This is a genomic window from Chryseobacterium sp. (assembly GCF_022712095.1).
GTDB lineage: Bacteria > Bacteroidota > Bacteroidia > Flavobacteriales > Weeksellaceae > Chryseobacterium.
In genome coordinates this window covers 1-12879 of record NZ_JALAHD010000074.1, presented here as the reverse complement: position 1 = coordinate 12879, position 12879 = coordinate 1, and the positions used below count along the sequence as shown (strand labels likewise).

10 protein-coding genes are annotated in these 12879 nt (G+C 34.9%); 5 read left to right on the top strand and 5 right to left on the bottom strand.

Annotated elements, in window-relative coordinates; all coding sequences use genetic code 11:
• Nucleotides 1–62 precede the first annotated feature (62 nt).
• The 4 genes from Q0A18_RS03545 (at nucleotide 63) to fmt (ending at nucleotide 5725) form a co-directional block, all read left to right on the top strand.
• Nucleotides 63–1169, top strand: coding sequence for an OmpA family protein (locus Q0A18_RS03545; RefSeq protein WP_292008796.1), 1107 nt, complete (start codon nucleotides 63–65; stop codon nucleotides 1167–1169).
• Nucleotides 1170–1258: 89 nt separating this feature from the next.
• The gene (locus Q0A18_RS03540; RefSeq protein WP_292008795.1) at nucleotides 1259–2707 is read left to right on the top strand and encodes an OmpA family protein; all 1449 of its coding nucleotides are present in this window, start codon (nucleotides 1259–1261) and stop codon (nucleotides 2705–2707) included.
• 81 nt (nucleotides 2708–2788) lie between these two features.
• Nucleotides 2789–4696: an ATP-dependent DNA helicase RecQ gene (locus Q0A18_RS03535; RefSeq protein WP_292008794.1), complete on the top strand. Its 1908-nt coding sequence runs from the start codon at nucleotides 2789–2791 to the stop codon at nucleotides 4694–4696.
• An 81-nt stretch (nucleotides 4697–4777) separates the two neighbouring features.
• Nucleotides 4778–5725: a methionyl-tRNA formyltransferase gene (gene fmt / locus Q0A18_RS03530; protein WP_292008793.1), complete on the top strand. Its 948-nt coding sequence runs from the start codon at nucleotides 4778–4780 to the stop codon at nucleotides 5723–5725.
• A 19-nt stretch (nucleotides 5726–5744) separates the two neighbouring features.
• Here fmt and ribB read toward each other — a convergent pair whose 3' ends face one another.
• The 3 genes from ribB to Q0A18_RS03515 all read right to left on the bottom strand — a co-directional run bounded on the left by ribB (nucleotide 5745) and on the right by Q0A18_RS03515 (nucleotide 10175).
• Complete coding sequence (gene ribB, locus Q0A18_RS03525) at nucleotides 5745–6866, bottom strand: 3,4-dihydroxy-2-butanone-4-phosphate synthase (protein WP_292008792.1); 1122 nt, start codon at nucleotides 6864–6866, stop codon at nucleotides 5745–5747.
• A 66-nt stretch (nucleotides 6867–6932) separates the two neighbouring features.
• Nucleotides 6933–7937, bottom strand: a complete 1005-nt coding sequence (locus Q0A18_RS03520; RefSeq protein WP_292008791.1) for an LLM class flavin-dependent oxidoreductase — start codon at nucleotides 7935–7937, stop codon at nucleotides 6933–6935.
• A gap of 117 nt (nucleotides 7938–8054) precedes the next feature.
• Nucleotides 8055–10175, bottom strand: a complete 2121-nt coding sequence (locus tag Q0A18_RS03515) for a helix-turn-helix domain-containing protein (RefSeq protein ID WP_292008790.1) — start codon at nucleotides 10173–10175, stop codon at nucleotides 8055–8057.
• Nucleotides 10176–10263: 88 nt separating this feature from the next.
• On the opposite strand from Q0A18_RS03515, the gene Q0A18_RS03510 reads away from it, so the two are divergent.
• Nucleotides 10264–10701 carry a hypothetical protein gene (locus Q0A18_RS03510; RefSeq protein WP_292008789.1) on the top strand — a complete coding sequence of 146 codons (438 nt, stop codon included), beginning with the start codon at nucleotides 10264–10266 and terminating at the stop codon, nucleotides 10699–10701.
• A 10-nt stretch (nucleotides 10702–10711) separates the two neighbouring features.
• Here Q0A18_RS03510 and Q0A18_RS03505 read toward each other — a convergent pair whose 3' ends face one another.
• Together Q0A18_RS03505 and Q0A18_RS03500 are read right to left on the bottom strand one after the other, a co-directional pair.
• On the bottom strand, nucleotides 10712–11242 hold the full coding sequence (locus Q0A18_RS03505; RefSeq protein ID WP_292008788.1) for a gluconokinase, GntK/IdnK-type: 531 nt from the start codon (nucleotides 11240–11242) through the stop codon (nucleotides 10712–10714).
• Between the two features lie 32 nt (nucleotides 11243–11274).
• Complete coding sequence (locus tag Q0A18_RS03500) at nucleotides 11275–12591, bottom strand: gluconate:H+ symporter (RefSeq protein WP_292008787.1); 1317 nt, start codon at nucleotides 12589–12591, stop codon at nucleotides 11275–11277.
• Nucleotides 12592–12879 lie beyond the last annotated feature (288 nt).

Below are 12879 nucleotides of genomic sequence, written 5' to 3'. Positions count from 1 at the left end.
TTTTCAAAAAAGTTATTGAAAGATTTTATCTAATACAAAACATAAAACATAAAACATATTGTATGAAATTAGGTTTATTATTATTGGCCGCTTTGCCTATTGCTACTTATGCTCAGGACAGTATTACCGTTAATTCTAACGAATATCCTAATACTTTTTCCTCAGGTTCAGCCAATGTCCAACCTTTCGACAACAAGGCTAGAAGATTTAACGACTGGTCAATATCAGTTGGTGGTGGTGCTGCATTTATGGTACACTCAGACCTTAGATCAATTTATGACAAAAAGGTTAACTGGGGATATAACTCTTATGTAAGCATCGACAAGCAAATTTCTCACGTATTTGGATTAAGCCTTGCTTACCAAAGAGGAGAAACTAAACAAAAAGCACAGCTAGACGGTGATGCCGGAGTACTTGCTGGTGTAGGAACAGCTACTACAAAGTATGATCAGATTGCTTTATTAGGGGATGTTAACTTTTCTAATTTATTAAGAAGAGTAGATAATCATTCTCCTTACAGATGGGCATTCCATGGTTATGCAGGTTTAGGTTTCATGGGTTACAAAACATCTCTTCATGACAACAATGAGTTCAGATGGAGTGACAACCCTAAGAGAATTCCTTTATTCATCAAAAAAGACCTTGACATCAATTCACTTTATTACCAATTCGGATTGGGTCTGAAGTTCAAAGTTTCAAAACTTATTGACATCGAAGCTAGAACCATGTACATCATCAGTGGTGATGACGAGTTTGATGGTGGTGGATGGGCTGGTCCTCAAGACTACGATCCAAGTTCAAAAGTTTCTAAGTATAACATGATTGACGATTCAAGATCCGATAATATGTGGACCGTAAACTTAGGAGTATCTTTCAAACTAGGAAAACACCAATCTCATTTAGCTTGGCATGATCCATTGCAAGAAACTTACTACAGAATGAGCGTTGTAGAAAACTCTACTTCAGATTTAGTAGTATGTGAAAAAGGTGATAATGATAACGATGGCGTTTGTGATGACTGGGATAGAGAACTTAACACTCCTGCTGGAGCAAGAGTTGATGGTGCCGGAGTTGCATTAGACATGGATCTTGACGGAGTTATTGACTTATACGATAAATGTGTTACTGTTCCGGGACCTGCATCTAATAATGGATGTCCTGTAAAATAAGCAGTAATAGTGTCAAAATGAAATAAAGCAAAACAAATTGCTTTTAAAGAAAAATAAAATCATTTAATTAACTAAATAAAAAATACACTATGAAATTAAGTTTAGCAATTGTCGCATTAGCGTTAGCTATACCTACAGCTAGTTATGCACAAGACTCAACGGCAGTTTCAAATGGAGAATATCCTAATACATTTTCTTCCGGTTCTGCCAATGTAACCCCTTTCACCAATAGTTCAAAAAGATTCAACGATTGGTCAATCTCAATAGGGGCTGGTACTCCGCTACTTCAGTCAGCTGATTTAACATCTATAAAGAACGGTAACGGGAAAAACCTTTTTGGTTATTCAGCGTATATCAGTATCGATAAAGCAATTACTCATGCATTTGGTTTGAAATTGCAATATGATAGAGGTGAAACAAGACAAGGTTGGTTCAACACTAAAGATGCGGTTCCTACCAATGTTTCAGCTTCTGAACAAGTAGCAGGTAGAACTCAATATGATGCGATTTCATTATTAGGAGATGTTAACTTCTCAAACCTATTAAGAAGAGTTGACAATCATTCTACTTACAGATGGGCTATCCACGGTTATGCAGGTGTTGGTACTTTAGCATACAGAGCGTATCAGAAAAACCTTGCAGGACAAAGCTTAATGACTGAAGTAAAACCTTTCAAACTAGGTTCTTTATTTGGTCAGGCTGGTGCCGGGGTTAAATTCAAAGTAAACAAGAGAATTGATATCGAAGGTAGAGTAATGTATGTAATCACAGGTGATGATTCATTTGATGGTGGTGGTGAACAATATAGCGCTATCAACCAACGTGAAGAGAACACTTCTGATAACTTCGTTAACGCAACTTTAGGTATTTCCCTAAAATTAGGAAAACACGAATCTCACCTTATGTGGCATGACCCATTACAAGAGATTTATTATAAGCTAGATGTTTTGGCTGATAAAAACCAAGATATCGAAGTTTGTAAAAAAGGAGATGCTGATAATGATGGAGTTTGCGACGATTGGGATAGACAACTTGATACTCCTGCAGGAGCAAGAGTTGATGGTGCTGGTGTAGCTCTTGATACAGATTTAGATGGTGTTATCGACCTTTACGACAAATGTGTTACTGTTCCAGGACCAGTTGAAAACAACGGATGTCCTACCGTAACTCCAGGAGTTGTTAAAGAAGAAGAAAGATCATTAGAAGGAATCGAGTTTGATTTTGATTCTGACAGAATCTTACCTTCTAACACACCAATCCTTAACAATGCAGTTAACTACATCAACTCTTCAAATGGTTCTTATAACGTAATCGGAGCTACTGATGCAAAAGGTACCGCTGCTTACAACCAAAAACTATCTGAAAGAAGAGCAAATAGTGTTAAAAACTATTTAATCAAAAATGGTGTAGAATCTTCTAAGTTAAATTCAATCGGTAAAGGTAAAACAGATCTTAAATACCCTGAATGTGATCCTACTTCTAAATGTCCTGAATGGAAAAACAGAGCAAACAGAAGAGTATACTTCGAAGCAAAATAATAAACTTATTATTAATATATTTTTAAAGTCACGCAATAGCGTGACTTTTTTTGTTAGCATACTTTTCCTTATTTTTACCCTATGATTTCTTCAAAAGATTTTCAGCAGCTCAAATATGATACCCTTAAACATTTCTGGGGCTATACAGCTTTTAGAGATACTCAGGAGGAAATTATCAATTCCATTATTACTGAGAAAGATACATTGGTGTTATTGCCCACCGGAGCCGGTAAATCTTTATGTTATCAACTACCTGCTCTTCTTAAAGAGGGAACCTGCCTGGTAATTTCACCACTCTTAGCACTTATGAAAGACCAGGTAAACCAATTAAAATTAAGAGGTATAGAAGCTGAATATTTATCCTCTGAATTGGATGAATATGATGCGGAAACTATATATAACCGGTGTAAGGATGGATTAACCAAAATCTTATATATTTCTCCTGAAAGAGTAAGCAATCAACAATTCCTTCAAAATATCGAAGAAATCCAGCTATCTTTCATAGCGGTGGATGAGGCACATTGTATTTCTGAATGGGGACAGGACTTCAGACCCAGCTATCAGAATATAAAAGAATTCAGAAAAAATCATCCGGGAATTTCTTGTATTGCATTAACAGCTACAGCTACCCCAAAAGTTCTCGAAGAAATAAAAACTAAGCTTGAGCTTCAGAATCCTAAAATATTTCAGAAAAGTTTTAAAAGAGAAAACATTAAGATCTTTACGGAAGAAGTTTCCGATAAATATCAAAAAATTTTTGATATATTTAACTTTTATACTCAATATTCAGGTATTATATATGTAAGAACAAGAAAAGACGCAGAATTATTAGGAGAGTTTCTTAAAAAGAATGGACTGAGCTGGAGAATTGATTATTTTCATGGCGGACTAAGTGTTAAAGAAAAGAATATTAAGCAAAATTTTTGGAAGAATAGTGGAAATCATGTTCTAGTTACAACTAATGCTTTTGGAATGGGGATTGATAAAGATGATGTTCGTTTTGTAATTCACTTTTCACCTCCCTCCTCATTAGAAAATTATTATCAGGAAATAGGAAGAGCCGGAAGAGATGGGAAAGAAAGTTTTGCTTTTATGCTTTGGAATCAACAAGAAATTTTAAACTTCGATCAGATATTAAAAAATCAGATTCCCAATAAGTCAGAATTTCAAAGAATCATCAGCTACCTCTACTCTATTTTTCAGATTGCTGAATATGAAATGCCTGAAAAAATATTTCAATTGAATACCGCAGGAATACAGAATTTCACCAAATTATCTTATTCAAAAATCAATAATGTTCTCAACTTTCTACACAATCAGGAAATCATATTTTATAATCACTACAAAAGTCTGTCTTCTTTAGAATTACTTTTAAAACCTGACGAAATAGATCAGCTTCCACAGAAAGATGCTTATTTTATTGAACTTTTGTTTCGAAATATATCCGGAATTTCTACCCATAAAGTAATGTTCTGTGAACAGGCTTTAAGTAATAAAATGAATGTAAGCATTCCTTTAATCAAAGAGAGGCTAAAGGAAATGCAGCAAAAAAATTATCTTGAATATGTAGATGGAGCATTGAGCAGCATTAAATTTTTGAAACCTCGTGATGAAAGAGCTACCAACAATACCTATTGGAAGCTTTTTGAACACATCCAAAAGAATAAAATTCAGAAATGGGAAGAAATGAAATTCTATACAGAGAATAATGACTATTGTAAAATGAAACTCATCCTCTCCTATTTCGGAGAAAAGAATTCCAAAAATTGTGGTCAGTGTTCCGTATGTGAAAAAAACAAGCAATCTATCTTCGGAAAAAATATCTCCGCTCAAATCATCAGTTTATTAAGTCAGAAGCCTTCTACCATTGAAGAACTTTCTGTACAGTTAAGCTATCATCCTAAAGAAAATATTCTGGAAAATCTTATTTTTCTTTTAGATTCCGGAAAAGTAAAAATGTTGAATTTCAGGACCTACACTATTGCTTAAATTATTACAAAGCAAACTTCATATGATTTTGAAAAAGGATAAAACTTTCTTAATTACCTAAAAGACTCCTATCTTTGTACTATGAAATCATTAAAAGTCGTTTTTCTGGGAACTCCGGAATTTGCCAAAAATTCATTGGAAGCTATTCATAAATCCAATCATCAGGTAGTTGGAGTAGTAACTGTTGCTGATAAAGCCAGCGGACGTGGTCAGAGAATTCACCAATCTCCTGTAAAGGAATATGCCGTAGCCAATCAAATTCCTGTTTTCCAGCCTGAAAAGCTAAGAAATCCTGAATTCCTTGAAAAGCTAAGAAATCTTAATGCTGATGTTTTCGTGGTTGTTGCTTTCAGAATGATGCCGAAAGTACTTTATGAAATGCCACCAATGGGAACATTCAACCTCCATGCTTCCCTTCTTCCTGATTACCGAGGAGCTGCACCAATTAATTATGCCATCATCAACGGAGAGAAAAAATCAGGAGCTACTACTTTTTTTATCAATGAAAAAATCGACGAAGGAAATATTCTCCTCCAAGAGGAAATTGATATCCTGCCTGATGAAAATGCAGGAAGTTTACATGACAGATTGATGGAAATAGGTGGTAAGTTAGTAGTTAAAACACTTGACGGTCTGGCTGAAGACAATATTCAGGAAAAACCTCAGCCACCAGTTGAAAACCCCAAGAATGCCTATAAAATTTTCAAAGAAGACACCAGAATCAAGTGGAAGTCTCCTTCCGAGACTGTTCATCAGTTTATTTTGGGCATGTCACCTTATCCTTCAGCTTTTACCAGTTTAAAAATCGGAAAAGAAGAAAAAGGATTAAAGATCTATAGCGGCCGATATGAGATTACCCATAATAATCATCCGGCAGGTTCTTTAGAAATTTCAAAGAATAATTTCAAAATATATACTTCTGATGGAGTTTACTATCCACTGGAACTTCAGCTTGAAGGTAAGAAAAGAATGAACATCAAAGATTTCTTAAACGGTTTCAGAAACTTTGAAGAAATAAAAATGGCTTGAGTATATCAAGCCATTTTCTTTATAATTGTACCATTTCGGTCACTTCAACATCGTATCCACCTATCTGAGGTTTTACGTCCGTATTTTGGGTAATAACTTTGAATTTATTAACCCCAAGATTTTTCAGAATCTGTGTTCCAATACCATAATCTCTATAGTTATAAGCTAAAGTAGGACGCTGTTCCTGCCCATCCTGATAATTCAAAAACTGTTGTAGTTTTCTCAGGGTATGTTCAGAACTGGAAACATTATTAATAAAAATAACCGCTCCTTTTCCCTCATCATTAATCATTCCGGTTACTTTCTCCAATAAGGGTTTCTCCCCATTATTAAGTCTGGTCAGTACATCGAAATAAGAATCTGAAGATTGTACTCTTACTAAAAGAGATTCATCAGGATTCCATGTTCCTTTTGTCAATGCAAAATGGATCTGCTCATTGGACGTTTCTCTGAAAGCATAAAAATCAAATTCACCATAATAGGTTTTTACTTTTCTCTCCTCAATTCTTTCAATAAGATTTCCTTTCTTAAGCTGATAATGAATCAGATCTTCAATAGAAACGATCTTCATATCATGCTTTTGTGCAAAAGCAGATAATTCCGGTAAACGGGACATTGTTCCGTCTTCGTTCATGATCTCACAGATCACTCCACCTTCTTTTAAACCGGCTAACTGAGTAAGATCAATAGCAGCTTCTGTATGTCCGGCTCTTTTTAAAACGCCTCCTCTTTTAGCACGAAGAGGAAAAATATGTCCGGGTCTCATGAAATCAGTAGGTTTCGAATTCTCATCCATTAAAGCCAAAATAGTTTTAGCTCTGTCACCTGCAGAAATTCCTGTGGAGGTACCATTTCCCAAAAGGTCAACAGAAACCGTAAAAGCAGTTTCTTTAGGATCACTGCTTCTGCTTACCATAATATCCAATCCTAATTCATCACATCTTTTTTCGGGAAGCGGCATACAAATCAGCCCTCGTCCATGAAGAGCCATAAAATTAATAATTTCAGGAGTTGTAAGTTCGGCAGCACAAAGAAAATCTCCTTCATTCTCTCTGTTTTCATCATCTACCACTATAATTATTTTACCATTTTTAAGGTCCTCAATAGCCTCAGGAATAGTATTTAATTTAATTTCAGACATTTTTACTTAAAATTTACACAAAGATACTTACAAAATAAGCATCTGCCAATTAATACAAAAAGTTTATTACTCCTTAAACAAAGACTTTGCCGCTTTATTGATGATTTCGTAAGAGTCCAATCTTTTCTGATGATCGTAGATATGAGAATTAACCATTATTTCATCCACATTGAATTTTTCCTGAAAACTTTTAACCTGTTCTTCTATTTCTGATTGATTTCCAATAAAGGTATATCTTAATTTCTGTAATACTCCTGCCTTTTCCATTGGAGACCAGATATCATCTATATCATCCACAGGAGGAGAAAAAGGTTTTCTGTCGTTTCTGAGGATATTGATAAATGCCTGATATAAAGTAGTGGAAAGCCAGTGAGCTTCTTCTGAGGTTTCAGCTGCCACTCCATTTACACAAGCAATAATATAAGGAGCAGACAGCTGTTTAGAAGGCTGAAAATGTTCCCGGTAGATTTTATATGCCATTTCCATTTGCTCAGGGGCAAAATGTCCGGCAAAAGCATAAGGCAGTCCTAATTCCGCAGCCAGCCAGGCACTATCTGTACTTGAACCCAGCATATATAAAGGAATATCTAATCCTTCTCCGGGAATTGCACGTACTAAGGCATCAGAATTTTCTTCTGAAAAGTACCTTTGAAGTTCAAGAATCTGTCTGGGAAACTGCTCATTGATAATCATCGGATTTCTTCCCAGTGCTTTAGCTGTTAAGCCATCAGTTCCCGGTGCTCTCCCCAATCCTAAATCTATTCTTCCCGGAAAAAGAGACTCCAGTGTTCCGAACTGCTCTGCAATAACTAATGAACTGTGATTAGGAAGCATTATACCTCCGGAACCGACTCTGATCGTTTTGGTTCCATTCGCTATAAATCCTATTAAAACAGAAGTGGCAGAACTGGCAATACTTGCCATATTATGATGTTCCGCCAGCCAGAATCTTTTATACCCTAATTTCTCTGTATGATTAGCAAGGGATAAACTGTCCTGAAAAGTATCATGAATGTTTTTTCCCTGCTTCACGGGAGCAAGGTCCAAAACGGATAATTCGAAGTTTTTCATTTCTCTCGATTTTATATACATAACAAAGTTAAGCCTTTCAATCAGCTTACCTTTCTTTTTTAAATTGATAAGTATAATTAATTATCAGATGAAAAAACTATTGAATATCCTTTACTATTAGCTATTTTTTTTGTAGTTGAAATGATTGAGTAAAATTCTTATTTCATTGAATTCGAAATCTGGTGGCAAGGCACTTTTCCATTCGGTAAGGCTTGTATGCGAACCCTTTTTAAATTCTTTTTCAAACACTGTAATTTTATCAGAAGTAATAACTCTGGAAATATCTAATAAACCCTGTTCGGCAAATTTAGCCAGATGACCGATCACAGTTTCTTTTACCAATCCTCTTTCCAAAGCAATTTCAGCAATGGTTTTTCCTTCTTCAAACAATTGAAATGTAAGAACCTGAGATGGAACTTTTGCTATTTTAAGGCTGACTTCCTTATCATTCTTTTCATCTAACAGCTTAGTGTCCAGTAAATGAGCTTCTTTCAGGCTATTAAGGTATTCTTCAACATCTTCAAGCCAGTTTTTGAAATCCTCATTATATTGCTTAAGTCCTTTAGTTCCTTTTATTTCAGCATAAAACTCTTTTAATGGATTAAAAATTTTATCTCTGACTTCTATAAAAAAGAAATTGACAGCTCCTTTGGTCTTATTTTCAATTTCTGACCATTCTTCTTTCTGATTAATGAAATGCTCAACCTTTTGAAATAAAATTCGTTCAAGCTTTTCAAAAATTTTCCCAAGTTGAATGATCTCATGCTTAAGCTGCAGATAGAGCTGATTGGTTTTAACGTGATCAACACTTTTTGTGGAAACAGATAATTTATTCCAATTTTCAACTTCGTTTAGCAGCCACAGACTATCTAAAGTTCTCAGAACCTTTTTGATGCTGTAATCATATTTTTCCTGATTCAAAATACTTTCTACATGGTCATTTGCTATAGTATCTCCCTGAAATTTTAAAACTCTGTTATCTTTAAAAATAACTTCCGGTGTGATTTTAGATTTTAAGACGATACCCTCTAAAGTTCTGCAACGCGATAACGCAACATATACCTGACCGGCAGTGAAACTTTTTCCGGCATCAATAATAACTTTGTCAAAAGTTAATCCCTGACTTTTGTGAATGGTAACTGCCCATGCCAGTTTTATTGGAAACTGTTCAAAGCTTCCCAATACTTCTTCTTTAATATTTTTATCAGTATCCAGAAAATATTTTTTCTGTTCCCAGACTTCTCTTTTTACAACAATTTCTCTTTCGCTCCCTTCAAGAATTACTCGAATCTCATTTTCATCCAAAGAAGATATTTCACCAAGTTTTCCGTTAAAATATTTCTTATCGGGAGAAATATCATTTCTTATAAACATGATCTGAGCTCCCACTTTAAGCTCTAAAAACTGCTCATTAGGAAACTGGTTTTCTTTAAATTCACCAAAGAGTTTAGCCTCATAAGTAGATGCAGCTGATTGTATATCTTTCAGTTTTTCCTGATTGATTTCATCTGCCATCTTATTATGCGAGCACAAATAAACATAAGAATCTCTTCCCGCTTCAAATTCAGGATCATATCTTTTATTCAAATATTCAAAATCGATATTGGCTACATCACCGTCACGGATTGCATTCAAGATGTCCAGAAATTCTTCATCCGATTGTCTGTAAACTTTGGTCAATTCAATAGTGACTAAAGGTATCTCTCTTATAGCATGACTTTCAAAAAAGAAAGGTGACTGATAATATTGTTTAAGAAGATATTCATCTCTTACCACCGGCGGCAACTGGTACAAATCTCCGATAAAAAGCATCTGTACCCCTCCAAACCTCTGATTATTCCTCCTGATAAAACGTAAAGAGAAATCCATCATATCCAGAACATCGGCACGTAACATAGAAACTTCATCGATTATGATAATTTCTACTTCTCTTAAAAGCTTAAGTTTATCTTTTCTGTATTTAAAATGAGGCATCAGGTCAGCAATATTCATAGCCTGACTACCATCAATACGTTCCGTAGTTGGTAAAAATGTTCTTAAAGGCAATCCAAACATCGAGTGAATGGTAACCCCTCCTGCATTGATTGCAGCAATTCCCGTAGGAGCAACTACAATATGTTTTTTCTTTGTCCTTTTCACGAAATCATTCAGGAAAGTAGTTTTTCCTGTTCCTGCCTTTCCGGTAAGAAATACACTTCTGTTGGTATGCTCTATTAAATCAAAAAAATGATGGTTCATCGCCTCAAAATTACGGAAAAGGTTTTTGAAATTATAGTAACGGCATACATTTTGACTTTACAAAAAAATAATCCATGAAAAGCATTGTATGAAAGCATCTGTCATTACCATATGTATGGCTTTAGTGTTAGTATCATGTGGTACTGCTAAAAATATCAATTCCAATTTACCTAAAGATATTTCTGAAAGGCCCTTTGATGATGAGAGCCAGAAATCTGATCATGCTGTACTGACCAGTTTAAGAACAGAAATTGAAACTAAAGTTTCTAAAGAAAAATGTACAGACCCTGAAGAATGGACATTTTCTCCCATGGGCTCTAAAGCCTGCGGAGGGCCTCAGTTCTATATTACTTATCCTAAAAAATTGGAAGCAGAACTTCTTCCTAAAATTGAAGAATACACTAAAAAAGAAGCAGAGTATAATAAAAGATACAGTATCACTTCCGACTGCATGCTTGTTTCACCTCCTGAAAAAGTCGTTTGTAACAGTTCCGGAACAGCTGATTTAGTAAATACAGAAAAATAACATTATATTATTATTTTTTATTCAATACTCCATTGATAAAGTCCAGTGCATCCTCTATAGTCTGTTCTAAGGGTTTATCAATAGATATATAGCCTATGTCATTATGATCATTTACGGGTTCTTCTAAAGCATCAAATTGTGATTTCAGCATTTCAGCTTTAAAAAAATGCCCGTTTCTATTTTTTAAGCGTTCAGCGATTACATCAAAATTACCCTGTAAATAAATAAAATATAAACCTTCATTACCCTCTCTGAGCATATTCCGATATGTTTGTTTTAAAGCCGAACATACAAGTATTGAAATAGCATGTGTACGTTGCATGGCGTAAATAGCGGAGTTCAGTGTTTGCAGCCAAGGAATTCTATCTTCATCATTCAAAGGCAGACCCAAAGCCATTTTTTCTATATTGGCTCTGGGATGCAAAAAATCCCCATCTAAAAAAGGAACATTTAATTTTTTTGCAACAGCTTCTGCTACAGAAGATTTTCCACTTCCTGAAACTCCCATAAATACAAAGCTGTAGTTCTGTTTTTCAATCATAATTCTTTATATAATATTAAGACGGATACATTTTATAAGACTTCATTAAGGATCAGAACTCCTGCAAGCCCAATAACTGAAATAATAGTTTCCATTAGAGTCCAGGACCTGAGCGTATCTTTTATATTTAAATTAAAATACTCTTTAAACAGCCAAAATCCCGAATCATTAATATGGGAAAACATTAAACTTCCGGATCCGATTGATAAAGTCATCAGACTTGGATCCACTCCTGAGTCTATTGCCAATGGTAAAATAATTCCTGCTGCCGTAAGTGCTGCTACTGTAGCTGAACCTATACATGCCCTCAATATACCGGCTATCATCCATCCTAACACCAATGGGGGAATGGGAAGATTCTTCATGGTAAGAGCCAGCTCCTTGCTTACTCCACTTGTTTCCATGACATTTTTAAATATTCCTGAACCTGCTATGATTAACAAAATACCCGTAATGTCTTTCGCTGCATCACCATAAATACCCATTACTTCCGACATAGACCTTCCCTGCTTTATTCCCAAAGTATAAGTAGCCACAACTATTACTGAAAACATAACTATAGAAGGTGCTCCAATAAATGAAAATACATTATTGATATTGCTTCCCTTCATAGGAACATTCTGTACAACCGTAAATATAATCAGTAGAAATACAGGTAATGTCGCCGTTATAAAACTGTTCAGTTTTCCCGGAACAGAATATCTACTGTCAATTTGTTCCGCTTCAAAGAACTTCATAGGGCCTGCTTTAATATTTTTCAGTGTTCTACTAAATAACGGACCTGCAATGATAATCGTTGGAAGGGCAATCAGAATTCCCAATATTAAAGTTCTTCCCATATCTGCCTTAAATATTGAAATTAAAGCAACCGGAGACGGATGAGGAGGAAGAAAACCATGGGCTACAGATAATGAAGTCAACATAGGCAATCCAATATATACCGCAGATAATTTATACTGATAAGCTACAGAAAATATAATAGGAACCAATAAAATAAATCCTATTCCATAGAACAGAGGAATACCTACTATAAATCCCGTCACCATAAGGCCCCATTGGATCCTTTTTGTTCCGAATATCCCTACCATTACATCTGCAATCTTTTTTGCACCTCCACTTACAGCCACCAATTTTCCCAGCATTGCTCCCAATACAATAACAAGGGTAAGATCACCTAAAACATCTCCGATTCCCTTATCAATAACCTTAGGAATATTCTTAAAAGGAATTCCCAGCCAGATAGCCGCCAGAATTGATACCATGATAAATCCCAAAAAAGTATCAATTTTAAAATAGGATATCAAAATTATAAGCAGCAGCAGACAAACAATTATTATAAAAAAATCCATATAAATAAAATTATGGGCCTACCCTAAGATTTAACCCTTTTTTGTATTTGTTTGCTGTAAAGAATTCCTGACAATTCTAAGATATTTTATCCACAGGTTTCCTACAGCAACACCTATCAATGATTGTGAGAGATAAGATATCATCACCTCATACCCATCCTGCAACCATTTCCACTTTCTTTTTATATAATCCAATAAATCATATTTTCATAATTTATTATGTTTATTAATTCCATTATACATTTGATTAATAAATTCTATATTTTAAACGCAAACAAGCACTTTAAC

Coding starts and splice junctions, on each gene's coding strand:
- Q0A18_RS03540 (WP_292008795.1), top strand. CDS start 1,259: ATGAAATTAAGTTTAGCAATTGTCGCATTAGCGTTAGCTATACCTACA.
- Q0A18_RS03535 (WP_292008794.1), top strand. CDS start 2,789: ATGATTTCTTCAAAAGATTTTCAGCAGCTCAAATATGATACCCTTAAA.
- fmt (WP_292008793.1), top strand. CDS start 4,778: ATGAAATCATTAAAAGTCGTTTTTCTGGGAACTCCGGAATTTGCCAAA.
- Q0A18_RS03505 (WP_292008788.1), bottom strand. CDS start 11,242: ATGATTGAAAAACAGAACTACAGCTTTGTATTTATGGGAGTTTCAGGA.
- Q0A18_RS03500 (WP_292008787.1), bottom strand. CDS start 12,591: ATGGATTTTTTTATAATAATTGTTTGTCTGCTGCTGCTTATAATTTTG.
- Q0A18_RS03510 (WP_292008789.1), top strand. CDS start 10,264: ATGAAAGCATCTGTCATTACCATATGTATGGCTTTAGTGTTAGTATCA.
- Q0A18_RS03520 (WP_292008791.1), bottom strand. CDS start 7,937: ATGAAAAACTTCGAATTATCCGTTTTGGACCTTGCTCCCGTGAAGCAG.
- Q0A18_RS03515 (WP_292008790.1), bottom strand. CDS start 10,175: ATGAACCATCATTTTTTTGATTTAATAGAGCATACCAACAGAAGTGTA.
- Q0A18_RS03545 (WP_292008796.1), top strand. CDS start 63: ATGAAATTAGGTTTATTATTATTGGCCGCTTTGCCTATTGCTACTTAT.
- ribB (WP_292008792.1), bottom strand. CDS start 6,866: ATGTCTGAAATTAAATTAAATACTATTCCTGAGGCTATTGAGGACCTT.